The sequence below is a fragment of the Burkholderiaceae bacterium genome, from assembly GCA_024235995.1.
Classification (GTDB): Bacteria; Pseudomonadota; Gammaproteobacteria; order Burkholderiales; family Burkholderiaceae_C; genus Ottowia.
Genome location: JACKLI010000001.1, coordinates 1,997,690 through 2,021,950, shown reverse-complemented (window position 1 = coordinate 2,021,950; position 24,261 = coordinate 1,997,690). Strand labels below are relative to the sequence as shown.

The 24,261-nt window shown below is 69.6% G+C and carries 26 protein-coding genes; 14 read left to right on the top strand and 12 right to left on the bottom strand.

What is annotated here, in order from left to right; translation table 11 throughout:
- The first annotated feature begins 53 nt into the window (after positions 1-53).
- The 4 genes from H6927_09775 to H6927_09760 all read left to right on the top strand — a co-directional run bounded on the left by H6927_09775 (position 54) and on the right by H6927_09760 (position 3,250).
- A complete protein-coding gene (locus H6927_09775) occupies positions 54-2,132 on the top strand; it encodes an ATP-binding cassette domain-containing protein (protein MCP5218385.1) in 2,079 nt (692 codons plus the stop codon).
- 128 nt (positions 2,133-2,260) lie between these two features.
- Positions 2,261-2,509 carry a GlsB/YeaQ/YmgE family stress response membrane protein gene (locus tag H6927_09770; protein ID MCP5218384.1) on the top strand — a complete coding sequence of 83 codons (249 nt, stop codon included), beginning with the start codon at positions 2,261-2,263 and terminating at the stop codon, positions 2,507-2,509.
- Positions 2,510-2,747: 238 nt separating this feature from the next.
- Positions 2,748-2,951 (top strand): addiction module protein, encoded by a 204-nt coding sequence (locus H6927_09765; GenBank protein ID MCP5218383.1) that lies wholly within the window; start codon positions 2,748-2,750, stop codon positions 2,949-2,951.
- Positions 2,948-3,250 (top strand): type II toxin-antitoxin system RelE/ParE family toxin, encoded by a 303-nt coding sequence (locus tag H6927_09760; protein ID MCP5218382.1) that lies wholly within the window; start codon positions 2,948-2,950, stop codon positions 3,248-3,250. Before H6927_09765 ends, H6927_09760 begins: the two co-directional genes overlap by 4 nt.
- 93 nt (positions 3,251-3,343) lie before the next feature.
- Here the strand turns inward: H6927_09760 and H6927_09755 are convergent, their stop codons facing one another.
- The 3 genes from H6927_09755 to H6927_09745 all read right to left on the bottom strand — a co-directional run bounded on the left by H6927_09755 (position 3,344) and on the right by H6927_09745 (position 5,952).
- The gene (locus H6927_09755) at positions 3,344-3,832 is read right to left on the bottom strand and encodes a RidA family protein (GenBank protein ID MCP5218381.1); all 489 of its coding nucleotides are present in this window, start codon (positions 3,830-3,832) and stop codon (positions 3,344-3,346) included.
- A 151-nt stretch (positions 3,833-3,983) separates the two neighbouring features.
- Complete coding sequence (locus H6927_09750; protein ID MCP5218380.1) at positions 3,984-4,232, bottom strand: DUF1272 domain-containing protein; 249 nt, start codon at positions 4,230-4,232, stop codon at positions 3,984-3,986.
- 511 nt (positions 4,233-4,743) lie between these two features.
- On the bottom strand, positions 4,744-5,952 hold the full coding sequence (locus tag H6927_09745; GenBank protein MCP5218379.1) for a urate hydroxylase PuuD: 1,209 nt from the start codon (positions 5,950-5,952) through the stop codon (positions 4,744-4,746).
- 282 nt (positions 5,953-6,234) lie between these two features.
- Between H6927_09745 and H6927_09740 the strand changes: the two genes are divergently transcribed.
- Positions 6,235-6,393, top strand: a complete 159-nt coding sequence (locus tag H6927_09740; GenBank protein ID MCP5218378.1) for a hypothetical protein — start codon at positions 6,235-6,237, stop codon at positions 6,391-6,393.
- A 70-nt stretch (positions 6,394-6,463) separates the two neighbouring features.
- On the opposite strand, the gene H6927_09735 is transcribed toward H6927_09740, so the two are convergent.
- On the bottom strand, positions 6,464-7,165 hold the full coding sequence (locus tag H6927_09735) for a DUF937 domain-containing protein (GenBank protein ID MCP5218377.1): 702 nt from the start codon (positions 7,163-7,165) through the stop codon (positions 6,464-6,466).
- A 113-nt stretch (positions 7,166-7,278) separates the two neighbouring features.
- On the opposite strand from H6927_09735, the gene H6927_09730 reads away from it, so the two are divergent.
- Positions 7,279-8,040, top strand: coding sequence for an SDR family oxidoreductase (locus H6927_09730; GenBank protein ID MCP5218376.1), 762 nt, complete (start codon positions 7,279-7,281; stop codon positions 8,038-8,040).
- Positions 8,041-8,238: 198 nt separating this feature from the next.
- Here H6927_09730 and H6927_09725 read toward each other — a convergent pair whose 3' ends face one another.
- Positions 8,239-8,778 (bottom strand): TlpA family protein disulfide reductase, encoded by a 540-nt coding sequence (locus H6927_09725; protein MCP5218375.1) that lies wholly within the window; start codon positions 8,776-8,778, stop codon positions 8,239-8,241.
- A gap of 102 nt (positions 8,779-8,880) precedes the next feature.
- On the opposite strand from H6927_09725, the gene moaA reads away from it, so the two are divergent.
- Together moaA and mobA are read left to right on the top strand one after the other, a co-directional pair.
- Positions 8,881-10,017, top strand: a complete 1,137-nt coding sequence (gene moaA / locus H6927_09720) for a GTP 3',8-cyclase MoaA (protein ID MCP5218374.1) — start codon at positions 8,881-8,883, stop codon at positions 10,015-10,017.
- 101 nt (positions 10,018-10,118) lie between these two features.
- Complete coding sequence (gene mobA / locus H6927_09715; GenBank protein ID MCP5218373.1) at positions 10,119-10,742, top strand: molybdenum cofactor guanylyltransferase; 624 nt, start codon at positions 10,119-10,121, stop codon at positions 10,740-10,742.
- On the opposite strand, the gene H6927_09710 is transcribed toward mobA, so the two are convergent.
- A complete protein-coding gene (locus tag H6927_09710; protein MCP5218372.1) occupies positions 10,700-11,125 on the bottom strand; it encodes a group III truncated hemoglobin in 426 nt (141 codons plus the stop codon). The genes mobA and H6927_09710 overlap by 43 nt on opposite strands.
- 124 nt (positions 11,126-11,249) lie before the next feature.
- Here H6927_09710 and H6927_09705 point away from each other — a divergent pair, with 124 nt between their 5' ends.
- Complete coding sequence (locus H6927_09705) at positions 11,250-11,579, top strand: thioredoxin family protein (protein ID MCP5218371.1); 330 nt, start codon at positions 11,250-11,252, stop codon at positions 11,577-11,579.
- Here H6927_09705 and H6927_09700 read toward each other — a convergent pair.
- The gene (locus tag H6927_09700; GenBank protein ID MCP5218370.1) at positions 11,570-12,553 is read right to left on the bottom strand and encodes a LysR family transcriptional regulator; all 984 of its coding nucleotides are present in this window, start codon (positions 12,551-12,553) and stop codon (positions 11,570-11,572) included. The two genes, H6927_09705 and H6927_09700, sit on opposite strands and share 10 nt — an antisense overlap.
- Before the next feature lie 125 nt (positions 12,554-12,678).
- Between H6927_09700 and H6927_09695 the strand changes: the two genes are divergently transcribed.
- Together H6927_09695 and H6927_09690 are read left to right on the top strand one after the other, a co-directional pair.
- Complete coding sequence (locus H6927_09695) at positions 12,679-13,905, top strand: MFS transporter (protein MCP5218369.1); 1,227 nt, start codon at positions 12,679-12,681, stop codon at positions 13,903-13,905.
- Between the two features lie 223 nt (positions 13,906-14,128).
- A complete protein-coding gene (locus H6927_09690; GenBank protein MCP5218368.1) occupies positions 14,129-15,451 on the top strand; it encodes an esterase in 1,323 nt (440 codons plus the stop codon).
- Positions 15,452-15,509: 58 nt separating this feature from the next.
- Here the strand turns inward: H6927_09690 and H6927_09685 are convergent, their stop codons facing one another.
- Entirely contained in the window at positions 15,510-16,496 is a 987-nt protein-coding gene (locus H6927_09685; GenBank protein ID MCP5218367.1) for an oxidoreductase, read from the bottom strand.
- A gap of 70 nt (positions 16,497-16,566) precedes the next feature.
- Between H6927_09685 and H6927_09680 the strand changes: the two genes are divergently transcribed.
- Positions 16,567-17,136, top strand: a complete 570-nt coding sequence (locus H6927_09680) for a DNA-3-methyladenine glycosylase (GenBank protein ID MCP5218366.1) — start codon at positions 16,567-16,569, stop codon at positions 17,134-17,136.
- Here the strand turns inward: H6927_09680 and H6927_09675 are convergent.
- Genes H6927_09675 through ppsA form a run of 3 tightly spaced genes read right to left on the bottom strand, consistent with a single transcriptional unit; the run spans position 17,110 to position 21,872 of the window.
- Positions 17,110-19,209, bottom strand: a complete 2,100-nt coding sequence (locus H6927_09675; protein MCP5218365.1) for a VC_2705 family sodium/solute symporter — start codon at positions 19,207-19,209, stop codon at positions 17,110-17,112. The genes H6927_09680 and H6927_09675 overlap by 27 nt on opposite strands.
- A complete protein-coding gene (locus H6927_09670) occupies positions 19,193-19,459 on the bottom strand; it encodes a DUF4212 domain-containing protein (protein ID MCP5218364.1) in 267 nt (88 codons plus the stop codon). Before H6927_09670 ends, H6927_09675 begins: the two co-directional genes overlap by 17 nt.
- A gap of 22 nt (positions 19,460-19,481) precedes the next feature.
- On the bottom strand, positions 19,482-21,872 hold the full coding sequence (gene ppsA, locus H6927_09665; GenBank protein MCP5218363.1) for a phosphoenolpyruvate synthase: 2,391 nt from the start codon (positions 21,870-21,872) through the stop codon (positions 19,482-19,484).
- Between the two features lie 191 nt (positions 21,873-22,063).
- Between ppsA and H6927_09660 the strand changes: the two genes are divergently transcribed.
- Positions 22,064-22,885 carry a kinase/pyrophosphorylase gene (locus H6927_09660; protein MCP5218362.1) on the top strand — a complete coding sequence of 274 codons (822 nt, stop codon included), beginning with the start codon at positions 22,064-22,066 and terminating at the stop codon, positions 22,883-22,885.
- On the opposite strand, the gene H6927_09655 is transcribed toward H6927_09660, so the two are convergent.
- On the bottom strand, positions 22,879-23,304 hold the full coding sequence (locus H6927_09655) for a heme-binding protein (protein ID MCP5218361.1): 426 nt from the start codon (positions 23,302-23,304) through the stop codon (positions 22,879-22,881). The two genes, H6927_09660 and H6927_09655, sit on opposite strands and share 7 nt — an antisense overlap.
- A gap of 233 nt (positions 23,305-23,537) precedes the next feature.
- Here H6927_09655 and H6927_09650 point away from each other — a divergent pair, with 233 nt between their 5' ends.
- On the top strand, positions 23,538-24,239 hold the full coding sequence (locus H6927_09650; protein ID MCP5218360.1) for a Bax inhibitor-1 family protein: 702 nt from the start codon (positions 23,538-23,540) through the stop codon (positions 24,237-24,239).
- Positions 24,240-24,261: the final 22 nt, after the last annotated feature.

Sequence of the window (24,261 nt, the reverse complement as noted above, 5' to 3'; positions counted from 1 at the left end):
ATCCGCACACGCCAGCGTGGCACGCCGCGCTGGCGCGGCCTTTTTCATCCGCCATGATCCAACTCAACGACGTCACCTTGCGCCGCGGCGCCAAGGTCCTGCTGCAAGGCGCCAGCGCCACCATCCATCCGGGCGAGAAGATCGGCCTGATCGGGCGCAACGGCGCCGGCAAGTCCACCCTGATGGCCTTGTTCAGCGGCGCGCTGCACGAGGACCGGGGCGAGTTCTCCATCCCCGCCCACTGGCGCCTGGCGCAGGTGGCGCAGCACATGCCCGAGACCGACCAGCCCGCCACCGACTTCGTTCTGGCGGGCGACGAGCGCCTGTCCCTGCTGCGCCAGCAGCTATCCAATGCAGAGCAAGCGGGCGACGGCATGGCCATGGCCCAGGCACACGCCGACCTGCAGGACGCCGGCGCGCACGACGCCCGCGCGCGCGCCCAGGCGCTGATCCTGGGCCTGGGCTTTTTGCCCGGCCAGCTCGATCAGCCCGTCAACCACTTCTCGGGCGGCTGGCGCATGCGCCTGCAGCTGGCGCGCGCGCTGATGGCGCCCAGCGACCTGCTGCTGCTGGACGAGCCCACCAACCACCTGGACCTGGACGCCCTGGTATGGCTGGAAGGCTGGCTGGCGCGCTACCCCGGCACGCTGATCGTCATCAGCCACGACCGCGAATTCCTGGACGCCGTCACGCGCGCCACGCTGCACATCGACGCCGGCCGGCTCACGCGCTACGGCGGCAACTACAGCGCTTTCGAAGAACTGCGCGCCCAGCAGCTGGCGCTGCAGCAGGCCGCCTTCGCCAAGCAGCAGGACAAGATCGCGCACCTGCAGAAGTTCATCGACCGCTTCAAGGCCAAGGCCACCAAGGCGCGCCAGGCGCAAAGCCGCGTCAAGGCGCTGGAGCGCATGGAGCGCATCGCCCCGGTGCTGGCCGAGGCCGAGTTCCAGTTCGAGTTCATGGAGCCGGCCAACCTGCCCAACCCCATGCTGGCGATCCGCGACGGGGTGTTCGGCTACCCGCCCGCGCAGGTCCAGGATGCTACTGAAACAGAAGCTTCTGACGCAGACTCGGTGCCGGCTACAGCCCCATTCGATTCAAAAAACGCAAGCCCGCGTGTGATCCTGCGCGGCGTCAACCGTACGGTGCTGGCCGGCCAGCGCATCGGCATCCTGGGCGCCAACGGCCAGGGCAAGTCCACCTTCGTCAAGACCGTGGCGCGCACGCTGGCGCTGCTGGGCGGCCAGCTCACCGAAGGCAAGGGCCTGTCCATCGGCTACTTCGCGCAGCAGGAGCTGGACGTGCTGCGCCCGCAGGACACGCCGCTGGAGCACATGGTGCGCCTGGCGCGCGAAACCGGCCAGCAAAACAGCGAGGCCGCGCGCGAGCAGCAGCTGCGCAACTTCCTGGGCCGCTTCAACTTTCCGGGCGAGATGGTCGGCCAGCCCGTGGGCCAGTTCAGCGGCGGCGAAAAAGCGCGCCTGGTGCTGGCCATGATCGTGTGGCAGCGCCCCAACCTGCTGCTGCTGGACGAGCCCACCAACCACCTGGACCTGGCCACGCGCGAGGCGCTGGCGGTGGCGCTGAACGAGTTCGAGGGCACCGTCATGCTCGTCAGCCACGACCGCGCCCTGCTGCGCAGCGTGTGCGACGAGTTCTGGCTGGTGGCGCGCGGCCAGGTCGCGCCCTTCGACGGCGACCTGGAGGACTACCAGCGCCACCTGCAGGACGAAAGCCGCCGGCGCCGCGACGAAAGCCAGGCCGCCGACGCCCCGCCCGCATCTGCGCGTGACGCCGACACCCGCCGCGCGCCCGCCCCGCCGCCGCCGGCCGCCGCCGTCAACCCCGCCGAGCAGCGCCGCCAGGACGCCCAGCGCCGCCAGCAGCAGGCCGAGCGCGCCCGCCCGCACCAGCGCGCGCTGCAGCAGGCCGAGCAGCGCATGCAGGCCATCGAGCGCGAGCGCAGCGCGCTGCAGGAGCGCCTGGGCACCGCCGGCCTGCCCCCCGCCGACCTGGCCGACACCGGCCGCCGGCTGAAGGCCCTGCAGGACGAGCTGGCGCAACTGGAAGAAGCCTGGCTGGCCCACGCCGGCGCCATCGAGGCGCTCAGCGCCGAGCCGCAGGCGCGATAAGCCGATAAGCGATAAATGCACACCGGAAGCTGTCGGCGCCCCACCCGGCCCTTTCCCGACTGGCCAGCAGGCGATTACAGTAGCAGGCCTTCAACGACAACAACCCCCAGGGGTGGAAAGGAAATGCCATGAGCATCATCATCACCATCATCGTCGGCTTCATCGTCGGCCTGATCGCGCGCGCCGTCATGCCCGGCAACCAGAGCATGGGCCTGATCATGACCACCATCCTGGGCATCGTCGGCTCGCTGGTGGCCAGCTACGGCGGCGCCGCGCTGGGCCTGTACGCCCAAGGCACGCCCGCGGGCTGGATCGCCTCGGTGGTCGGCGCCATCATCGTGCTGTTCATCTACGGCCTGGTCACCAAGAAGAGCTGACGCGGCTGCCCCGGGGCGAGGGCGACACGAAACAGGGGCAAGGTCATGCCCTGCGCCCTCATGGGCGGGCTGCCGCAAGCGCTGCGTATGTTCGGCGGGGACGAGCAGTTGGCTCGACGCCCATGGCAGCGGCTTGAACGCCGGCATGAAACTGCTGGTCGATGAATCATGCCGCCAGCAGTCTCCATGGGTATCATGCCCACAGCACCACTGGCTGACAACGCAAAGGCTCCCGACCATGTTCGCGCTTGAAACCCTGTCCCGTGCGGACAAGCTCAAACTGATGGAAGCACTGTGGGCCGACCTGAGCGACCCAGCCGACAAACTCACCTCCCCCGATTGGCATGCCGACGCGCTGGACGCCGCGCAACAAGCCCATGCCGCCGGCCAGGCACCATTCATTGACTGGGCACAGGCCAAGCGGCAACTGCGCGGCGAATGAGGCAGATCCGCATCCTCAGCATCGCCATGCGGGACCTGGAACAAGGGCGCAACTTCTACGAGGCCCAGCAGCCAGGCATTGGCGACTACTTTCTGGACAGTCTGTTTGCCGATATCGACGCGCTGCTGCTGTATGCGGGCGTGCATGAACAGCATTTCGGCTACTACCGCAGGCTGGCAACGCGCTTTCCTTTCGCGGTGTATTACCGCCTGAACGCGGACGACATCGAGATATGGCGCGTTCTTGACTGCCGCCGCAACCCGCTGCGGATACAGCGGGCACTCACCGGGTCTTCATGAACGGTCATGGCGCCTGGGCCGCGAGGCGTAGCATAAGCCTGAGCGCCTCGCGGCCCAGGCGCCATGCCGGTGGCGGTCCACTCGAGCGAAGGGTTAGGCGCCACCCGCTTGGGCAGAGACCTTGAAGATGAAGTCCAGTTCCACAGCTGCGCCCTTGGGCAACTGGGCGACGCCAACAGAAGTGCGCGCGTGCGCCGAGCTGGCGCCAAGGACGGCAACCAAGAGATTGGAAGCGGCGTCCGCGACCTCGCTGTGCTGAGTGAACGATGGCGCGGAGCGAATGAAGACGCTCATGCGAGGGATGCAGACAACAGCCTCGAGCGAGCTGCAGACTTGCTTGACCAGCACGAGCGCGCGCAGCGTACTCAGCTGCGCAGCGAGGCAAGCCTGCTGGAATGTGACCTCGGCCCCCGCGCTGCCTACGACCGCAATGGAATCTCCAACGCGAGGAATCTGGCCGCTGACGTAGATGAGTTCACCGTCGCGAAGAGCGGGTGTGTAGTTTCCGCCGATCTTGATTGGCGAAGACAGTGGAAAGCCCAGTGACTGAGCTTGGGCTTCGAGTCGATGGTCGGCAGACATGGGTTTGTGGCGCCTAACGTTTGAGCTGAGCGGCCGCCGCCGGCGTGGCCCCGCGCGGAAGATGATGGACAACACTGTAGCGCGGGGCCATGCCGGTGGAGGTCCGCTCCAGCGAAGGATTAGGCGGCGCTTCGTGGCCTGACACGGGGTTTCAACTTCGAGTGGAGCAGCCCTCAGGTTTGAATACTCGTTCGGTGGAGGGCGGATACATGCCCAGTTTCGATACTGGACGGATGGGCCGGCGCAGTAGCTCACCGCCGCAATTGGGGCAAGTGCCCGCCAGCTTCGTGGTGACGCACCGCTCGCAGAAGGTGCACTCGAAAGAGCAAATGAATGCGTTGGCCGCGCTGGGAGGCAGTTCGACATTGCAGCACTCGCAAGAAGGGCGCAATTCAAGCATGAAGGACTCGCTGGGGTGGCAGATCGTGCTGCGAGTCTAGGTGCATTTGAGCTTGCCGACCAAGCTAAAGCTCAGCACGAGCGGAAACAAAAGCGGCACGGACCTGAGCGGAGGTCTCGGAGCATGCCGATCGCAGCCGGTGTTCGCGACGCCTAACGTGATTTATGCGGCTGGTGGTGGCCGCAGCTGTGCCTACATGTTGCCATGGTTGACATCAGGTGAGCAGCCTTGGCGCCCGTGTTTGCGCAGCCACACCAGCGCCATGGAGCGGCCCTAAATCCCGTACTTGGCCTGTGCCTGCCTGTACGTCAGTTGGCCTTTTTCTACCTCGGCAACCGCCGCCAGCTAAAAAGCCAGCGTGTAGTCCCGTTGCGTTCTCTTAACCCTTTGATCCATTTGACTTTCCTTTCTGAGGGCCAGAAAGGTGTCAACACAGGGCAGGACGGGTCACACGCGTACGAAAAACGGCGCTCTCGAGCGCCGTTTTTGATTCGGGGAGCCAGCGCCAGTTCTACTTCGCCCCACCCTCAAACCACCGCTTGACCATGCCACGCTCGGCATCGGTCATCTGCGTGGCGTTGCCCAGGGGCATCAGCTTTTGCACCACCACCTGCTGGTAGATCAGCTGGGCGTTGGTCTTGGCGTGGTCTTCGGAGTCGAAGCGCAGGCCCTTTTGTTGCACGGCCTCGCCGTGGCACATGTAGCAGCGCTGCTCCAGGATGGGCTTGAGCTGGGCGTAGTCCACCGTGGCGGGCGCGGCGGCGCCGGGGGCCTCGGGCGCGGGCTTCATCCAGACCACCAGGCCGACCAGCAGCAGCACGCCCACGGCGGCGTAGGGCCACGGGTGGCTGCGCTTGCCCAGGTGCCAGGCATGGCGCGCGACAAAGAACTGGCGGATCAGCGCGCCGGCCAGCATCAGCAGCGCCAGCACCAGCCAGCGCTGCGGGTGGCTGTAGACGAAGCTGTAGTGGTTGCTCAGCATGGCGATGAGCACCGGTAGCGTGAAGTAGGTGTTGTGCACGCTGCGCTGCTTGCCGCGCTTGCCGTAGATGGCGTAGTCGGCCGGGTCGTAGGGCTGGCCGCTGGTCATGGCGGCCACCACCTTGCGCTGGCCGGGGATGATCCAGAAGAACACGTTGGCGCTCATGGTGGTGGCGATCATGGCGCCCACGATCAGGAAGGCGGCACGCCCGGCAAACAGCTGGCAGGCCAGCCAGGCGGCCAGGGCCACCACCACCAGGATGAGCGCGCCGACGATGCGCTCGCCATTGGCGCGAAAGCCGAACACGCGGCAGATGGTGTCGTAGATGAGCCAGAAGCCGACCAGAAAGCCCACGGCGCCGAAGCCCGCCGCCACCGGCGACCAGTCGAACACGTTCTTGTCGACCAGGAAGATACTGGCGTTCCACAGGTACAGCACCACGAACAGCGAGAAGCCGGAGATCCACGTCCAGTAGCTCTCCCAGAAGAACCAGTGCAGCTTGCTGTCGATGCCGCCCTGCGGCGCCACCATGTACTTGTGGGCGTTGTAGAAGCCCCCGCCGTGCACCGACCAGATGGCGCCGTCCACGCCTTTTTTCTTCAGGTCGTCGGCCTTGGGGGGCTCGAGGTTGCTGTCCAGAAAGACGAAGTAGAACGACGAGCCGATCCAGGCAATGGCCACGATCACGTGCAGCCAGCGCAGCAGCAGGTTGGCCCAGTCGAGCAGATAGGTTTCCAAGGCGAGTCTCCTCTCGATGCGGCTCGCCACCGCGGGCGCTGCGAGCCGTCTTCAGGTGATCGCGCTTGGAGACTTGGCGGGGCCATGGGCCCGCCCTTCCTTGCACCGCTGCGACCAGGATAAATTGTATACAGTTCAGTGTGCAAAAACCAATGGGACGAAGCCTGGGGTTTTCCCTTGGTTCAGCGTCCTTGCAACGTCCGGCGCGCCAGCCGGCAAGGCGTGCACCAAAATCGGTGAAAATAGAGGGTTTTCAACCAACACACCAAAAAGGATCACACCATGGGCAAGCAAATCGTCACCGAAGCCATGCGCAAGGCCACCCCGCCGCTGCCCGGCACCCCCACGCGCAAGCTGGCCGTGGGCCAAAAGCGCAGCCTGGAGCGCGGCTCGCACACCCGCAGCAAGAAGAACCCCGGCAAGCGTCCGCACCAAGGCTGATCGCCCACCGGGCACCCAGAGAAAAGCCACGCCGCAGCGTGGCTTTTTCTTGGCGGATGCAGCCCGGCCCTCAGCGGCGCCCGCCGAGCAGGCTGGTGCCCACCTTGAGCAAGTCGCCCAGGTCGACTTGGCCGTTGCCGTCCTGATCGAGCACGGCGCCCAGCAAACCCCCGCCCAAGCCGCCCTGCTGCTGCACGCGCGCCTTCTCCTGGCCCAGCATCTGGCCCAGGCCGCCGGCGTCCAGGTTGTTGCCGTTCATGTGCTTGGCCAGGGCCGACATCACCAGCGGCGCCAGCATCATCAGCAACTGGCCGGCCTGGCCGCCGTTCAGGCCCGTGGCCTGGCTCAGCCCCGATTCGGCACGCCCCTGCGCATCGCCGAAGATGTGGCCCAGGATGCCGCCGGCGTCCAGTTGCGCGCCGGCCGGGCTGGCCGGCGCGGCGCCGCCCCCCATCACCCCGCCCAGCAGGCCTCCCAGCAGCCCGCCCAGGCCGCCGGCGCCGCCGCCCGCGCCGCCTTGCGCAAGCGAACCGAGCAGGCCGCCGAGATCCATCGCGCCCTGGCCCGAATGGTCGCGCTGCAGCGCGTTGAACAGCGCGTCGGCGCCACCGGGCTGCTGGGCGTTGTGCCCCAGCGCCCCGACCAGCGTGGGCAGCGCGGCGGCAATGGCGTTGCTGGCCGTGGCCGGGTCGGTGCCCAGCTGCTGCGCGATCTGCCCCAGCGGAGCGCCTTGCATTTGACCCATCAGGTCGTCGATGAGAGAGCCGTTCATGATCGCCATCCTTTGCCGGTTGAAAGAGGAAACCACCCATGGTAGCGAGAGCAGCCCCTTCGCGCCTTACCATGCCGGGTGATTCGCCAACTTCATCACGAGGAACCCGACCCATGCGCGTGCACCACAAATCCATCATCGTCACCGGCGCCGGCGGCGGCATCGGCGAGGGCATCGCCCGCCGGCTGGCCGAAGAAGGCGCGGCCGTCATCGTGAACGACATCAACCCGGCGCTGGGCGAGAAGGTCACCGCCGCCATCAACGCCGCCGGCGGCAAGGCGCGCTTCGTGGCCGCCGACGTGACCCAGGGCACCGACTGGGCGCGCCTGGTGCAGGCCGCGCAGGACTTCGGCGGGCGGCTGGACGTGGTGGTCAACAACGCCGGCTGGACGCACCGCAACCGCCCCATGCTGGAGGTGAGCGAGGCCGAGTTCGACAAGGTCTACGCCGTCAACATGAAGAGCATCTACTGGAGCGCGGTGCACGCGGTGCCGGCGCTGCGCGCGGGCGGTGGCGGCAGCCTGATCAACATCGCCAGCACGGCCGGCATCCGCCCGCGCCCGGGCCTGACCTGGTACAACGGCAGCAAGGGCGCGGTCATCATCACCAGCAAGTCGATGGCCGCCGAGCTGGGGCCCGACAACATCCGCGTCAACTGCATCAACCCGGTGTTCAACCCCGACACGGGCCTGTCGGCCGAATTCGCCGGCGGCCCGGTGGACGAGGCGCGGCGCGCCAAATTCCTGGCCACCATCCCGCTGGGGCGCTTTTCGACCGCGCTGGACGTGGCCAACGCCGCGCTCTACCTGGCCAGCGACGAGGCCGCCTTCGTCAGCGGCGTGTGCATCGAGGTGGATGGGGCGCGGTGCGCGTGAATGGCTCGCCCCCAGTCTGCACACGCTTCGCGTTGTTGCGCCTTCCCCCTGCCGGGGACACGCCCTCTGACCGGGGAGACCCCGGCCAGGGGCTTACGCGCATGGCCTGCTCCGCGACCATGAGGCTCTTTGTGTTCTGGAGACGCGGGTGACGCGGGTGGCGCGTGAACCCGTGGACCAGCCTCTCTGAATACGCCGCTACAGCCAGCGCGCCAGCTGCGCCACGTCCTCCGGAAACAGCTGGCCCTTCTCGGCCTGCGCCACGCGCCCGTCCTTGCCACGCACCACGGTGACGGGCAGGCCCTCGGGCTTGGGATAGCTGCGCTGCAGCTCGGGGCCCAGCCACGCGGCCGGAAAGCTGTAGTTCTTCTTGCGCAGATAGGCCACCGCCGGCTCGGGCGTCTTGTCGATCGACAGGGCCAGCATCTGCAGGCCGCGGCCGCGCTGGGCGTCCCACAGCTTTTGCATCTCGGGGCTTTGCTCGGCGCAAAACGGGCACCAACTGGCCCACCAGTACAGCACCAGCACGCGGCCTTCGGCCTGCGCCGGATCGAAGCGGCCGCCGCCCAGCAGCGGCGCGGGGGCCAGCGGCAGCGCGCTGCCGACGGTAGGCAACGGCAGCTCGTGCGCGGGTTTCGCCTGCGCGGCGGCGGCCCACGGCGGCAGCACCAAGCCCGCGGCGGCGGCTTGCAGCCAGCGGCGACGGGTGGCATCGGCGGGGGCAAGGATGCGGTTCATCACGGCGTGGCCTTCAAGCGATCACCGATCCTAACGTGCTGGCCGTGTGCGCGCATGCCACCACGGGCAGCGCGCCTTCGGCGCTTGCGCATAATGGGCCGCATGGGGACCCGCACTGTTTCGTATTCGGCCCGGCGCGGCGAGCGCGTGCCGGCGCCAGACATCGTGACGCCTGCACCGGCCGACGGCCTGCTGCGCGACACGCGCGGGCGGGCGCTGCACGACTTGCGCATCAGCGTGACCGACCGCTGCAACTTCCGCTGCACCTACTGCATGCCCAAAGAGGTGTTCGGCGCCAGCTACCCGTTTCTGCCGCACGCCGAGGTGCTCAGTTTTGAAGAGATCACGCGGCTGGCGCGCCTGTTCGTGGGCGTGGGCGTGCGCAAGCTGCGCCTGACCGGCGGCGAGCCGCTGGTGCGCAAGAACGTGGAGGGGCTCGTCGAGCAGCTGGCGGCGCTGCGCGCGCCCGACGGCGAGCCGCTGGACATCACGCTGACCACCAACGGCTCGCTGCTGGAGCGCAAGGCCCGGGCGCTGGCCGCCGCCGGCCTCAAGCGCGTGACGGTCAGCCTGGACAGCCTGGATGACGCGGTGTTCCAGGCCATGAACGACGTCGGCTTTCCGGTGCGCAAGGTGCTGGCCGGCATCGACGCCGCGCAGGCCGCGGGCCTGGGGCCGATCAAGGTCAACATGGTGGTCAAGCGCGGCACCAACGACCACGAGATCCTGCCGATGGCGCGGTACTTCCGCGGCCGCGGCATCACGCTGCGCTTCATCGAGTTCATGGACGTGGGCGCCACCAACGGCTGGCGCATGGACGAGGTGCTGCCCGGCGCGGAGGTGATCCGCCGGCTGCAGGCCGAGTTTCCGCTGGTGCCGCTGCAGGCTGGCGCGCCGGGCGAGACCGCCGAGCGCTGGGGCTATGCGGGCGCCGATGGCCGCCACGACCCGGCCCTGGGCGAGGTCGGCGTGATCTGCAGCGTGACGCACCCGTTTTGCGGCGCCTGCAACCGCGCGCGCCTGTCGACCGACGGGCGCTTGTTCCTGTGCCTGTTCGCCACCCAGGGGCACGACCTGCGCCGCCTGCTGCGCGGCGGCGCCAGCGACGCGCAGATCGGCGAGGCCGTCGCCGGCATCTGGCATGGCCGCAGCGACCGCTACAGCGAGCTGCGCGCCAGCCTGCCGCCCGACCCGCACAAGGCGGCGCCGCGGGTGGAGATGAGCTACATCGGCGGTTGAGCCGCTGCCCCGCCCGCCTGCCTCCGTTCGTGACCGCCACGCCGCCAACCGCCCTGCCGCCCATCACCGCCCTCGTCCTGGCCGGCGGCCGCGGCGCGCGCATGGGCGGCGCGGACAAGGGCCTGCAGGTCTTCCAGGGCCGGCCGCTGGCGCGGCACGCGCTGGAGCGCCTGCGCCGGCAAAGCCTGCCGCCGGCGCACATCCTGATCAGCGCCAACCGCCACCGGGACGAATACCAGGCCTTCGGCGTGCCGGTGCTGGCCGACGCCCTGCCCGACCACCCCGGCCCGCTGGCGGGCTTTCTGGCCGGCCTGGCGCACGCCAGCACGCCGCTGCTGCTGACGGTGCCGTGCGACACACCGCACTTTCCGCTATCGCTTTGCGAGCGCCTGGCGCATGCCCTGCGCGCGCAAGAGGCCGAAATCGCCATGGTCGCGACGCCCGAACGCGATGCCCAGGGCGCGCTGCGCCTGCAGGCCCAGCCGGTGTTCTGCCTGCTGCGCACCACGCTGGCCGGCAGCCTGCAGCGTTACCTGCAGGCCGGTGGGCGCCGCATCCTGGACTGGAGCGCGCAGCACCGCACCACGCAGCTTGCCTTCGACCGCCCGGACGACGACCCGCAGGCTTTTGCCAACCTCAACACGCTGGAGGCGTTGCGCGCGGCGGATGGCGGCCCGGGCGCCTACGCCGCCGAGGCGTCCAGGGCCAGCTCCTCCAGCAGCTGATCGCGCGAGGGCAGACGCCCGAACCAGCCCAGGGCCATCACGCGGGCGATGCCCACCGCCACGTCCTGCAGGCGGGCGGCGGCGGCCGGGTTCAGCTCCAGCGCGGTGTCGCGCTGCCACAGGCGCAGCCAGCGCCGCAGGTGCGCGGGCCGGATGCCGGCCAGCGCCATGTGCTTGTGGTGGACGTCGCCGCGAAAGCTGCGCTCCAGCCTGAGCGTGGTGCACCAGAAGTCCGTCATGCGCACCCGGTGCGCGGGCCAGTGGTCGTGCAGCAGCGGCTCGAACACCGGGGCCAGCAACTCATCGGCGCGCACGTCGGCGTAGAAGCGCTCGACCAGCCGCGCGATGGCGACGCGGTCGGGCCGCTGGGACAGGTCATCCATGGCTCTCATCACGCCCGAACATAGCGTGTTGGCGCCAGGGCGCCGGCGCCCACGCGCTTGCCCGTGCACGGGGTGGGGATACCGCCGCCGGCCGCTATGATCGCCCCACACTTCGCGCGCCGCCATGCCCTACACCGCCACCTTCACGCCCGAAACCCTGACCCGCGCCGACGTGGACGCCACGCGCGGCCCGCTGGTGCTGGAGTTCGGCGCCAACTGGTGCGGCTGGTGTCAGGGCGCGCAGCCGCACATCGCGTCGGCCTTCGCGCAGGCGGGCGAGGCGGTGCCGCACGTCAAGGTGGAGGACGGCCCCGGGCGGCCGCTGGGGCGCAGCTTTCGCGTCAAGCTGTGGCCGACGCTGGTGTTCCTGAAGGACGGGCAGGAGCTGGCCCGCGTGGTGCGGCCGCAGGCGGGCACCGAGGTCGAGCAGGCGCTGCGCCGGCTTCAGGCCTGATCGAAGCGCTGCCACGGCGGCAGCGGCTCGAAGCGCTCGCGCAGCGCATCCAGCAGCACGCGCACCTTGGGGCTGCGCACGCGGCTGGGGGTGTAGCAGGCGTAGATGGCGTTGCCGTGCGGAGTGACGGGCTGCACCTGCGGCAGCACCGCCTGCAGCCGGCCGGCCGCCACGTGCGGCGCCACCAGATAAACCGGCAGGATGGCCAGGCCCAGCCCGGCCAGCGCCGCGTCCAGCAGCGCGTCGGTGCTGTTCAGGCGCAGCCGGCTGCTGCTGGGCAGGCGGTGCTCGGCGCCGCCGGCGTCCTGCAGGCGCCAGTGGTCGTCGTCGGTCAGCAGGTAGCTCAGCGTCTGGTGGCGAGCCAGCTCGGCCACGCTGGCGGGCGCGCCGTGCGCGGCCAGGTAGGCCGGCGCGGCGAAGATGGCGCGCTCGATGCCGGCGATGCGCCGCGCCACCGCGTCCTGCGGCGGGCTGCGCGTCATGCGCAGGGCCAGGTCGATCTGGTCTTGCACCAGGTCCACCAGCTGGTCGGTCAGGATCAGTTCGCACACCAGCTGCGGGTGCGCGGCCAGCAGCGGCGGCAGCAGCGGGGCGACGTGGATGCGCCCGAAGGTGATGGTGGCGCTGACGCGCAGCACGCCCTGGGGCCGGCCGGCCTGCTGGCCCAGCGCGATGTGCGTGGCGGCCACGCTGTCCAGCGCCTGGCGCGCGTGCTGCAAAAACACCTCGCCGGCGGGCGTGGGCCGCAGGCGGCGGGTCGAGCGCTCGAGCAGGCGCGCGCCCAGGTGCGCCTCCAGCTCGGCCATCTGACGGCTGACCTGCGCGCGCGTGCAGTCCAGCGCTCGCGCGGCGGCGGCCATGCTGCCCAGCTCCACCGTCTTGATGAAGGCGTGCCAGGACGGCAGCCAGAAGGCCTCGGGCGGTGCGGCGCCGGTGGCGCGAAGCGATGAGGATGCGGTGCCGCGCAGGTTCATTGTCAACAAATCATTGACGTAACGGACCCAATTATGGGCTCAATCGCTCAGTCGAACAGCCCTATCATCGCCATGGTCGCCACCCCGCCTTCGGTTTCAGCCACCCTCCCCCCGGAACACGCCCCATGCTCTCCAAGCTCAAAGAACCCGGCGCCTGGGCCATCACGCTGGCGGCCGCCGGCATCATGATGATCACCATGGGCGCGCGCCAGTCGGTGGGCCTGTTCCTGGGGCCCATCAACAGCTCCACCGGCCTGGGCATCGCCAGCATCAGCTTTGCCTTTGCGGTGGCCCAGTTCAGCTGGGGCGCCATCCAGCCGCTGGCCGGCGCGGCGGCCGACCGCTGGGGCCCGCGCGCGGTGCTGCTGATCGGCATCGTGCTGCTGGCGCTGGGCACGGCGCTGACGCCGCTGGCCGGCTCCACCTGGGGGCTGATCGCCACGCAGGGCCTGCTGGTGGCCGCCGGCGCGGGCGCGGGCAGCTTCTCGGTGCTGATCGGCGCGGCGGCGCAGCGCATGTCCGCGCAGGCCAGCGGCGCGGCCTCGGGCGTCATCAACGCGGGCGGCTCGCTGGGGCAGTTCGTGTTTGCGCCGCTCACGCAAAGGCTGATCCAGGCACTGGGCTGGATGGGCGCCATGTACAGCCTGGCCGCGCTGACGCTGGCAGCGCTGCCGCTGGTGGGCAGGCTGACGCGCGGCAGCCACGGGCACGCCCACCCGTCGCACGCGGCGGCGCCCGCCGGCGGCGGCCTGCGCCAGGCGTTGCGCCAGGCGCTGGGCGACCGCAGCTACTGGCTGCTGCACGCGGGCTTTTTCACCTGCGGCTTTCACATCGCCTTCCTGGTCACGCACCTGCCCACCGAGGTCGATCTGTGCGGCCTGCCGCCCACGGTGGCCAGCACCTCGCTGGCGCTGATCGGGCTGGCCAACATCGTCGGCAGCCTGTGGGTGGGCCACCTGGTGGGCGTGTACCGCAGCAAGATGATCCTGGCGCTGATGTACGCCAGCCGCGCCGTGCTGGTGGGCTGGTACCTGCTGATGCCCAGCCAGCCCTGGGTGTTCTACGTGTTCGCCATCGGCCTGGGCCTGACCTGGCTGGCCACGGTGCCGCCCACGGCCGGCATCGTGGGCAAGCTGTTCGGCGTGCGCTACCTGGGCACGCTGTTCGGGCTGACCCTGTTCAGCCACCAGATCGGCGGCTTCCTGGGCGCCTGGCTGGGCGGCCTGGCCATCACCCGCTTCGGCAGCTACGGCTGGATGTGGGGCGCCGACATCGTGCTGGCGCTGCTGGCCGCGGTCATCAACCTGCCGATCCGCGAGGCGCGCCTGCCGGCCCGCATGGCGGCGGCCTGAGCCCTGTTGCCCGTCGATTTCTGAATGAAATGGGCTCGTAGCCCGCATGAATCAATCCCAGGAAACTATCAATATGATAGTCATTCACGGTCGATGACGGGCCGTTTCACGCCAGCCGCCTGACGCCAGGCCCTCACCTCGCGTTAGTCCCTATGGCCCCCCGGCCCGTGCCTTTGCACGATGCATGGCTTGAGCGCTTTGCTTCAACCACGAGAGGGATACCATGAAATTGCTTCAACTGTCTGCCATCGCCGCGGCCGCTGCGCTGCTGGTCGCCTGCGGCGGCTCGGACGAGCCCGCGGGCCCCAAGCGCGGCGAGTTGCTGGACCCGGCGCGCGTCGTGGCCGACCTGACGCCCGAGCAGATCGACGCCGCCACGGCGGCCAGCGGCCTGCAGGCGCTGACCGGCAAGGCCAGCTGCGGCGTGAAGATCCTGGTGCTCAACTACGCCACCCTCGGCGCCAAGGGCGAGTCGGGTGCCAACTCGTCCGGCGCGCTGCTGGTGCCCACCGGCCCCGCCGGCTCGTCCTGCGCCACCGCCGCCACGCCGCTGCTGGCCTACGCCCACGGCACCGTGGTCTTCAAGCCCACCACCATGGCCGACCCGACCAACGCCGAAACCATGATGCTGGCCGCCTTCTACGCGGCGCAGGGCTATTCGGTGGTGGCCAGCGACTACCTGGGCTACGCCAAGTCCACCTATGCCTACCACCCCTACCTGCACGCCGACTCCGAGGCCAGCACGGTGATCGACTCGATCCGCGCGGCGCGCAACGCGGCGGGTGCCGTCGGCGTCAAGTTCTCGGGCAAGGTGATGGTCAGCGGCTACTCGCAGGGCGGGCATTCGTCGATGGCCACGCAGCGCAACGCCGAAGCCGCCAACGCCAACGAGATCAACCTGGTGGCCGGCGCTCACCTGGCCGGCCCCTACAACCTGGCCGGCGCCATGAAGGTGCCCGACGCCATCGCGGGTTACCAGTTCTTCGTGCCCTTCATCATCACGTCGTGGCAGAAGGTGTACGGCAACGTCTACAACAAGCCCGAGGACGTGTTCAAGGCGCCTTACGCCGCCGACATCGAGAACCTGCTGCCCAGCCCCACCTACACCTACGACACCCTGGTCACCGCGGGCAAGCTGCCGGGCGGCACGCCCAACCAGGCGCGCGATGCGCTGATGCAGCCGGCGTTCCTGCAGTCGATGATCACCGACAGCAAGGCCGGCATCAGCGTGGACGCGGCCAGGAACACCCTGTTCGACTGGAAACCCAAGGCCCCGACCCTGCTGTGCGGCGGTGCCGGCGACCCCACGGTGCCGCCGGCGGTGCACCAGCTGCCGATGTTCGCCAACTTCCAGGCCAGCGGGGTCAAGAACGTGAGCTCGGTCGACGTGGACGCTCAAATCCAGGCCGTCTTCGGCCCCGGCGGCAAGGCGCCCACCGACCCCACTTCGCCCGAGTTCGCCGCCTACTACGGCGCCTACCATGGCAGCTACGAGCCGCCGTTCTGCATGGCGGCGGCGCGGCAGTTCTTCGACCAGGTGCGCTGAGCCACGGCACCCGGCGGCAGACCACGAAGCCGGCCGCAAGGCCGGCTTTTTCCGCGCCTCAGCGATTCACGTCGACCACCACGCGCCCGCGCACGCGCCCGGCCAGCAGCTCGGCGGCCATGCCGGCGGCCTGCGCCAGGCCGATGGTCTGGGTGTTGCTGGCCAGCACCTCGGCCGGCAGCTCCTGCGCCAGGCGGCGCCAGGCCTCCACGCGGCGCGCGTAGGGTGCCATGACGCTGTCCACCCCCACCAGCGTGACGCCGCGCAGAATGAAGGGCGCGACGGTGGCCGGCAGGTCCATGCCCTGGGCCAGCCCGCAGGCGGCCACCACGCCGCCGTAGCGCAGGCTGGCGCAGACGTTGGCCAGGGTGTGGCTGCCCACGGCATCCACGGCGGCGGCCCAGCGCTCCTTCTGCAGCGGCTTGCCGGGCCCGCCGAGCGTGACGCGGTCGACCAGCTCGCTGGCGCCCAGCGCCTTCAGGTGCTCGGCCTCGTTCAAGCGGCCGGTGCTGGCGTGCACCGTAAAGCCCAGGCGCGCCAGCAGCGCGATGGCGATCGAGCCCACGCCGCCGTTGGCGCCGGTCACCAGCACCGGGCCCTGCTGCGGTGTCACGCCGTGCTGCTGCAGGGCCATCACGCACAGCATGGCGGTGTAGCCCGCAGTGCCGATGGCCATGGCCTGCGGCGCCGTCAGGCCGGCCGGCAGCGGCACCAGCCAGTCGGCCTTGACGCGCGCCTGCTGCGCCAGGCCGCCCCAGTGCGACTCGCCCACGCCCCAGCCGTTGAGCAGCACGGCGTCGCCCTGGCGGTAGCGCAGGTCGCTGGACTCCAGCACCGTGCCGGCAAAGTCGATGCCTGGCACCATGGGGTAGCTGCGGACCACCGGCGCCTTGCCGGTGATGGCCAGCGCGTCCTTGTAGTTGAGGGTGGATGCCGCCACCTGCACCCGCACCTCGCCGGCGGGCAGCGCGGCCTCCTCCAGGTCGGTGATGGCGCATTGCAGCGCGCCGCCTTCGGGCTTGGTCAGCAACAGGGCTTTGAACACGGATGAACTCCTTGGAACTGGTCTTGACCGAGAATCTTAGCCACGCCGCCCACGCGGCGCTTTCACTTTCATGACACGCACCCTCAAGAGCAAGGACTTCGCCGGCGACGCCCTCGAGGTGGCGCGCCGCCTGATCGGCGCCACGCTGCTGGTGGACGGCGTGGGCGGCGTGATCGTCGAAACCGAGGCCTACGACATGAGTGACGCCGCCGCCCACACCCACCGCGGCCCCACCGAGCGCAACCGCGCCATGTTCGGCCCGCCCGGCCACGCCTACGTGTACTTCAACTACGGCCTGCACTGGTGCCTGAACTTCGTCTGCCGCGAAGAGGGCCACGGCGCCGGCGTGCTGATCCGCGCCCTGCAGCCCACCCATGGCCTGGAGCGCATGCGCGCGCGCCGCGGCCTGGAGGACGAGCGCCTGCTGTGCGCCGGCCCCGGCCGCGTGGGCCAGGCGCTGGGCATCGACAAGGCCTTCTACGGCCTGCCGCTGGATCGCCCGCCGTTCGCGGTGCGCGCGCCCGATCCGGCGCGGCCCATCGAGGTGGTGGCGGGGCCGCGCATCGGCATCAGCAAGGCGCAGGCCTTGCCCTGGCGCTTCGGCCTGGCCGGTTCACGCTACGTCAGCCGGCGCTTCTGAGGCCAGGGCTTCCGAGGCCGGCGCCGCGGCGCGGCGCTCCAGCAACGAGCCCAGCCCGATCACCGCAAAGCCCAGGGGCACGCCGAACACGCCGGCCGAGATGGGATGGATGCCCCACCACAGCCCGCCCGGCGGCAGGCCCCACCAGGCGCGCAGGCCGGGGTGGGTCCACAGCATGTAGCCCGCGGTGACGCCGGCGCCCGCCAGCATGCCCCAGGTAGCGGCACGCGTGCCCGCGCGGCGCCAGAACAGGCCCGCCACCAGGCCCGGAAAGAAGGTGGCCGCCGCCAGCGAAAACGACACCGTCACCAGCGACAGGATTTCGGCCGGCTTGAGCACCGCCACGAAGGTGGCCACCATGGCGGCGGCCAGCAGCGCGAACTTGGACAGGATCACGCGGTTCTCGGACACCACCACCACCTTGTCGCGGATGGGCGAGGTGTCGTGCACCAGCGCGTTGCTGATGGTCAGCAGCAGCCCGTCGGCGGTGGACAGCGCCGCCGCCAGCCCGCCCGCGGCCACCAGGCCCGACACCACGTAGGGCATGCCCCCCAGCTCGGGCGTGGCCAGCATGATCATGTCGGCACCCAGGCGGATCTCGCCGAACTGCAGCACGCCGTCGCCGTTGACGTCCTGCACCGAGATCAGCGCCGGATCGACGCGCGCCCACTGCGCGATCCAGGCCGGCAGCTCGCCAAACTGGCTGCCCACCAGGTGCTCCATGACCTCGTACTTGACCAGGACCGCCAGCGCCGGCGTGCCCAGGTACAGCAGCGCGATGAACACCAGCGACCACGCCACCGAGCGGCGCGTGTCGGCCACGGTGCGCGTGGTGTAGAAGCGCGTCAACAGGTGCGGCAGGCTGGCCGTGCCCACCATCAGGCAGAACATCAGCGCCAGAAAGTTCAGGCGCGAGCCGTCGAAGGCGGCCTGCTCGGCCGGCGTGCCATCGGGGTCGCCGGCAAAGGCCTGGCCCTGGCGCGGCAGGCCACCCAGTGGCTGGGCGCGCTCCTGCGCCACCTGCATGGCGCGTGTCCAGCTCTCGCGCGCCGCCTCGGCATCGCGCGGCAGCGCGGCCAGCTCGCGGCGCGCCTGCATCAGCTGCGACAGCTCGGCGCCGTGTTCCTTGAGCGCGCGCAAGCGCGCGTCCAGCCGGGAGCGCTCGCCCGCCAGGGCGGTGGCCGGGTCCTGCAGGCGCTGGGCCAGCTCCTGCGCGCGGGCGGCGAACACCGCCCGCACCTGCTGCTCGGCGGGCGAGGCGATCAGCGCCTCCTCCAGCTCGGCGATCTTGGGCAGCTGCGCGCCATAGGCCAGCGGCGCCAGCGGCGTGCCCAGCTGCTTGTAGGCCAGCCAGGACACCGGGATCAGAAAGGCCAGCAGCAGCACCACGTACTGCACCGTCTGCGTCCAGGTGATGGCGCGCATGCCGCCCAGGAACGAGCACAGCAGCACCCCGCCCAGGCCCAGCAGGATGCCGATCTCGAACTGCACCCCCGTCAGGCGCGAGGCGATCAGCCCGATGCCGTAGATCTGCGCCACCACGTACATGAACGAGCACACCACCGCCCCCAGCGCCGCCACCAGCCGCGGCCCCTGGCCGAAGCGCGCGGCGAAGAAATCGGGCACGGTGTACAGCTCCATGGCCCGCAGGCGCGGCGCGATCAGCAGGCCGACCAGGCAGAAGCCCCCCGTCCAGCCCAGCACGTAGGCCAGCCCGCCCGGCTGCGCCGCCGTGCCCGAGAAGCCCTGCAGGTACAGCGCGCCCGACAGGCTGATGAACGAGGCCGCGCTCATCCAGTCGGCCGCCGTCGCCATGCCGTTGTACATCGCCGGAATGCGCCGGCCGGCGACGTAGAACTCCTGCGGATCGGTGGTGCGCGCGTAGATGCCGATGCCGGCGTAGGCCATCACCGACAGGAACAGGAAGATCGGCCCGATCCAGTCGCGCGACAGGCCGGCGCGCTCGGCCCAGGCCATGAGCGCCAGGAAGGCAAGAAAACCCACGATGAAGACCGCCATCAGGCGGTGGTGGCGCGCATCGCCCGCCGCGGCCGGATCAGGGCCGCGGCTCATGCGCCTCCTCGTCGTCGGCTTCGGGGTGGCGGTTCATCCAGAAGGCGTAGCCGGCCACCAGGGCGATGAACAGCAGCACGCCGCCCTGCGCCATCCACCAGTAGTTGAGCGGCCAGCCGGCCACCACCTGCGTCAGCTCGCGCGCGAAAAAGGCCACGCCGAAGGACGCCGCCGCCCACAGCGCCAGCAGCAGGCCGCGCCAGCGCGCCGCCCGCGCGGGTGGAGACGGCGGGGCGGGCGGTGCGGCCATGGCGGTGGTGGCGGCGGCCGGGCTACTGCGCCAGCAGCGTCCAGGTGTCGATCACGCTGTCGGGGTTGAGCGAGATCGAGGCGATGCCCTCGTCGGCCAGCCAGCGGGCGAAGTCGGGGTGGTCGCTGGGCCCCTGGCCGCAGATGCCGACGTACTTGCCCTGCGCCTTGCAGGCGGCGATCGCCTGCCTGAGCAGGGCCTTCACCGCCGGGTCGCGCTCGTCGAAGTCGTGCGCCAGCAGCTCCAGCCCCGAGTCGCGGTCCAACCCCAGCGTGAGCTGCGTCAGATCGTTGGAGCCGACCGAGAAGCCGTCGAAGTATTCGAGGAACTCGTTGGCCAGCACCGCGTTGCTCGGCACCTCGCACATCATGATGATCTTGAGCTCGTTCTCGCCGCGCTTGAGGCCCCGCTCGGCCAGCAGCTCGGTCACGCGCCTGGCCTGGCCGAGCGTGCGCACAAAGGGCACCATGACCTGCACGTTGGTCAAGCCCATCTCGCCGCGCACGCGCCGGATGGCCTCGCACTCCATCGAGAACGCCTCGGCGAAGTCCTCGCTGATGTAGCGCGCCGCGCCGCGGAAGCCCAGCATGGGGTTCTCTTCCTCGGGCTCGTAACGGCTGCCGCCGATGAGCTTGCGGTATTCGTTGGACTTGAAGTCCGACAGACGCACGATGACGGGCTTGGGCCAGAAGGCCGCGGCGATCGTCGCTACGCCCTCGGCCACCTTGTCCACGTAGAAGGCGCGCGGGCTGGCGTGGCCGCGCGCCACGCTCTCCACGGCCTTTTTCAGGTCGGCATCGACGGCCGGGTAGTCCAGGATCGCCTTGGGGTGCACGCCGATGTTGTTGTTGATGATGAACTCCAGCCGCGCCAGGCCCACGCCCTCGTTGGGCAGTTGGGCGAAGTCGAAGGCCAGCTGCGGGTTGCCCACGTTCATCATGATCTTGGTGCCGATCTTGGGCATCTCGCCGCGCTGCACCTCGGTGACCTCGGTCTCCAGCAGGCCGTCGTAGATCTTGCCGGTATCGCCCTCGGCGCAGCTCACCGTGACCAGCGTGCCCTCCTTGAGCAGCTCGGTGGCGTGGCCGCAGCCGACCACGGCGGGGATGCCCAGCTCGCGCGCGATGATGGCCGCGTGGCAGGTGCGCCCGCCGCGGTTGGTGACGATGGCGCTGGCCCTCTTCATCACCGGCTCCCAGTTCGGGTCGGTCATATCGGTGACCAGCACGTCGCCGGCCTGCACCTTGTCCATCTCGGCGATGTCGTGCACCAGGCGCACCGGGCCGGTGCCGATCTTCTGGCCGATGGCGCGGCCCTCGGCCAGCACGGTGCCATGCCCCTTGAGCTTGTAGCGCTGCTCGGCCTGGCCCTGGGACTGGCTCTTCACCGTCTCGGGGCGCGCCTGCAGGATGTACAGCTGGCCGTCCGTGCCGTCCTTGCCCCACTCCACGTCCATGGGGCGGCCGTAGTGCTGCTCGATCACCAGGGCGTAGTGGGCCAGCTGCTGCACATCGGCATCGGTCAGGCTGTAGCGGTTGCGCAGCTCGGTGGGCACGTCGGTGGTCTTGACCAGCTTGCCGGTGGCTGCCTTCTCCTCGGCGCTGGCGAACACCATCTGGATCAGCTTGCTGCCCAGGTTGCGGCGGATCACGGCCTGCTTGCCGGCCTTGAGCATGGGCTTGTGCACATAGAACTCGTCCGGGTTCACGGCGCCCTGCACCACGGTCTCGCCCAGGCCGTAGCTGCTGGTGATGAACACGACCTGATCGAACCCGCTCTCGGTGTCGATGGTGAACATTACGCCGGACGCGCCCAGGTCGGAGCGCACCATGCGCTGCACGCCCGCGGACAGCGCCACCACGTCGTGCGCGAAGCCCTTGTGCACGCGGTAGCTGATGGCGCGGTCGTTGTAGAGGCTGGCGAACACCTCCTTCATCTTGTGCAGCACGTCCTCGATGCCAACGACGTTCAGGAAGGTCTCCTGCTGGCCGGCGAACGAGGCGTCGGGCAGGTCCTCGGCCGTGGCCGAGGAGCGCACGGCAAAGCTGGCCTGGGCGTTGCCCGCGGACAGCTGCGCGAACGCCGCGCGCACGGCCTGGCCGAGCTCGGCCGGGAAGGGCTGGTTTTCCACCCAGCCGCGGATCTCGGCGCCAGCCGCGGCCAGCGCGCGCACGTCGTCCACGTCGAGCGCGGCCAGGCGCTGGCTGATGCGCTCGTGCAGGCCCTGGTGCTTGAGAAACTCGCGGAACGCGTGCGCCGTGGTGGCGAAGCCCGTGGGCACGCGCACCCCCTGGGGCAGCTGCGAGATCATCTCGCCGAGGCTGGCGTTCTTGCCGCCGACGACCTCGACGTCGGTCATCCTCAGGTTCTCAAACGGTACGACCAGGGCGGCCGCCTCGAAAAGTGCAGACATGGGAAAGCTCCGGAGTTTGAAAATCGGCGGGCGCGGCAGGCGGCGCGCAGCGAACGACCGCCGGCCGGCAGCGCGCGCGGCGCGGCAACGGGGCGCGCGCCAGGAGGGCGCGATGGGCGGGTTCGCATAATGGACACCATTCTAGAGAAAAGGGCGCCACCCGAACCGGCCGCCCGCACCCCAGGCCCACCATGACCCACCGCACCGTTTTCTACGTCTCCGACGGCACCGGCATCACGGCCGAAACCTTCGGCAACGCCATCCTGGCGCAGTTCGAGTTCACGCCGCGCCACGTGCGCCTGCCCTTCACCGACACGCCCGACAAGGCGCATCAGGCGGTGCGCCAGATCAACCACGTGCACGAGGTGGAAGGCCAGCGCCCGCTGGTCTTCACCACCCTGGTCGACCCGCAGGTGCTGGCCATCCTGCGCGCGGGCTGCAAGGGCATGCTGCTGGACATGTTCGGCACCTTCGTGCAGCCCATCGAGACCGAGTTGGGCCTGAAAAGCCTGCACCGCGTGGGGCGCTTTTCGGACATCAGCCGCAGCCAGGCCTATCACGACCGCATCGAGGCCATCAACTTCAGCCTGCAGCACGACGACGGCCAGAGCCACCGCGACCTGGCCGGCGCCGACGTGATCCTGGTCGGCGTCAGCCGCAGCGGCAAGACGCCGACCAGCCTGTACCTGGCCATGCAGTTCGGCCTGAAGGCGGCCAACTACCCGCTGATCCCCGAGGACTTCGAGCGCCGCCAACTGCCCTCGGCGCTGCTGCCCTGGCGCAAGAAGATCTTCGGCCTGACCATCGCCCCCGAACGCCTGGCCGAGATCCGCGCCGAGCGGCGCCCCAACTCGCGCTACGCCGCGCTGGACAACTGCCGCATGGAGGTGGCCGAGGCCGAGGCCATGATGCGCCGCGCCGGCATCCGCTGGCTATCGACCACCACCAAGTCGATCGAGGAGATCGCCACCACCATCCTGCAGGACGTGCGGCCGGAGCGGATGAATTACTGAGCTTTTTTCACCGCGGCTTCCAGCGCCGCCACGCCCGCGCGCGCAATTTGCGCGTCTTCGTTCGACTTGACGCCGCTCACGCCCACGGCACCCACGCACTGGCCGTCCACCAGGATGGGCACGCCGCCCTCCAGCAGGCCGTCCATGCCGGGCACCGACAGAAAGGCCGTGCGCCCGCCGTTGATCATGTCCTCGAAGATCTTGCTCTCGCGCCGCCCCAGCGCCGCCCTGCGCGCCTTGGCCGGGGCCACCTGCGCGCTCATGGGCACCGCGTCGTCCAGGCGGCTCAGGTGCAGCAGGTGGCCACCGTCGTCGACGATGGCGATCGTCACCCGCCATTGGTTCTTCAGCGCCTCGGCCTCCGCGGCGTGGGCGATGGCCTTGATCTCGGCCGATTCCAGGACTGCTTTCGATTTCATGGTCGTTCCACGGTGTCATGCACCCGCGCTGTCGCACCCACCGCGGGGCGACTGTATACAAAACGGGATATGCGGAGCATAACCTCTGCCATCGCTCGGAGTGCAAACAGGGCGGCAACAACAAGTCAAGCCCTTGAAAAGGGAATTTTTGCGATCATTTGCAGTCTACGTACAATGACCTCGACAGGCCGCCACGGTGGCTGCCACAGGATGCCCGCAAGGAGATCGACACCATGACCGACCGCTTTTCCCCCTCCCCCTACCTGGGTGGTGCGCAAGGCACCGGCGCGCTGCAGGCGCAGCGCAACAAGGTGTTGCGCAACACCTACTGGCTGCTGGCGCTCAGCCTGATCCCGACCGTGCTGGGCGCCTGGCTGGGCGTGGCCACCGGCATCACCGCCAGCCTGGGCGGCGGCCTGGGCCTGGTGGTGTTCCTGGGCGGTGCCTTCGGCCTCATGTACGGGATCGAGAAGACCAAGAACTCGGCCGCCGGCGTGCCCATGCTGCTGGCCTTCACCTTCTTCATGGGCCTGATGCTCTCGCGCATGATCGCCATGGTGCTGGGCTTTAAGAACGGCCACGAACTGGTGATGACCGCGATGGCCGGCACGGCGGGCGTGTTCTTCGTCATGGCCAGCCTGTCCACCTTCATCAAGCGCGACCTGTCGGGCATGGGCAAGTGGCTGTTCGTCGGCGCCCTGGTCATCATCGTCGGCGCCATCATCAACGTGTTCGTCGGCTCCACCGCCGGCATGCTGGTCATCAGCACCCTGTGCGTGGGCGTGTTCAGCCTGTACATGCTGTATGACCTCAAGCGCATCGTCGACGGTGGCGAGACCAACTACATCAGCGCCACCCTGGCCCTGTACCTGGACCTGTTCAACGTCTTCCAGGGCCTGCTGGCCCTGCTGGGACTGGGCGGCAGCAGCGACTGAGCGCGCTTTTCCTCCCGCTTGC

Coding starts and splice junctions, on each gene's coding strand:
- H6927_09755 (MCP5218381.1), bottom strand. CDS start 3,832: ATGTCTGCCGACCATCGACTCGAAGCCCAAGCTCAGTCACTGGGCTTT.
- H6927_09650 (MCP5218360.1), top strand. CDS start 23,538: ATGACCGACCGCTTTTCCCCCTCCCCCTACCTGGGTGGTGCGCAAGGC.
- H6927_09705 (MCP5218371.1), top strand. CDS start 11,250: ATGCCCTACACCGCCACCTTCACGCCCGAAACCCTGACCCGCGCCGAC.
- H6927_09760 (MCP5218382.1), top strand. CDS start 2,948: ATGAGGCAGATCCGCATCCTCAGCATCGCCATGCGGGACCTGGAACAA.
- H6927_09730 (MCP5218376.1), top strand. CDS start 7,279: ATGCGCGTGCACCACAAATCCATCATCGTCACCGGCGCCGGCGGCGGC.
- H6927_09735 (MCP5218377.1), bottom strand. CDS start 7,165: ATGAACGGCTCTCTCATCGACGACCTGATGGGTCAAATGCAAGGCGCT.
- moaA (MCP5218374.1), top strand. CDS start 8,881: ATGGGGACCCGCACTGTTTCGTATTCGGCCCGGCGCGGCGAGCGCGTG.
- H6927_09700 (MCP5218370.1), bottom strand. CDS start 12,553: ATGAACCTGCGCGGCACCGCATCCTCATCGCTTCGCGCCACCGGCGCC.
- H6927_09740 (MCP5218378.1), top strand. CDS start 6,235: ATGGGCAAGCAAATCGTCACCGAAGCCATGCGCAAGGCCACCCCGCCG.
- H6927_09655 (MCP5218361.1), bottom strand. CDS start 23,304: ATGAAATCGAAAGCAGTCCTGGAATCGGCCGAGATCAAGGCCATCGCC.
- mobA (MCP5218373.1), top strand. CDS start 10,119: ATGGGCGGCGCGGACAAGGGCCTGCAGGTCTTCCAGGGCCGGCCGCTG.
- H6927_09660 (MCP5218362.1), top strand. CDS start 22,064: ATGACCCACCGCACCGTTTTCTACGTCTCCGACGGCACCGGCATCACG.
- H6927_09675 (MCP5218365.1), bottom strand. CDS start 19,209: ATGAGCCGCGGCCCTGATCCGGCCGCGGCGGGCGATGCGCGCCACCAC.
- H6927_09775 (MCP5218385.1), top strand. CDS start 54: ATGATCCAACTCAACGACGTCACCTTGCGCCGCGGCGCCAAGGTCCTG.
- H6927_09690 (MCP5218368.1), top strand. CDS start 14,129: ATGAAATTGCTTCAACTGTCTGCCATCGCCGCGGCCGCTGCGCTGCTG.
- H6927_09670 (MCP5218364.1), bottom strand. CDS start 19,459: ATGGCCGCACCGCCCGCCCCGCCGTCTCCACCCGCGCGGGCGGCGCGC.
- H6927_09710 (MCP5218372.1), bottom strand. CDS start 11,125: ATGGATGACCTGTCCCAGCGGCCCGACCGCGTCGCCATCGCGCGGCTG.
- H6927_09725 (MCP5218375.1), bottom strand. CDS start 8,778: ATGAACCGCATCCTTGCCCCCGCCGATGCCACCCGTCGCCGCTGGCTG.
- ppsA (MCP5218363.1), bottom strand. CDS start 21,872: ATGTCTGCACTTTTCGAGGCGGCCGCCCTGGTCGTACCGTTTGAGAAC.
- H6927_09750 (MCP5218380.1), bottom strand. CDS start 4,232: ATGCTTGAATTGCGCCCTTCTTGCGAGTGCTGCAATGTCGAACTGCCT.
- H6927_09770 (MCP5218384.1), top strand. CDS start 2,261: ATGAGCATCATCATCACCATCATCGTCGGCTTCATCGTCGGCCTGATC.
- H6927_09680 (MCP5218366.1), top strand. CDS start 16,567: ATGACACGCACCCTCAAGAGCAAGGACTTCGCCGGCGACGCCCTCGAG.
- H6927_09765 (MCP5218383.1), top strand. CDS start 2,748: ATGTTCGCGCTTGAAACCCTGTCCCGTGCGGACAAGCTCAAACTGATG.
- H6927_09695 (MCP5218369.1), top strand. CDS start 12,679: ATGCTCTCCAAGCTCAAAGAACCCGGCGCCTGGGCCATCACGCTGGCG.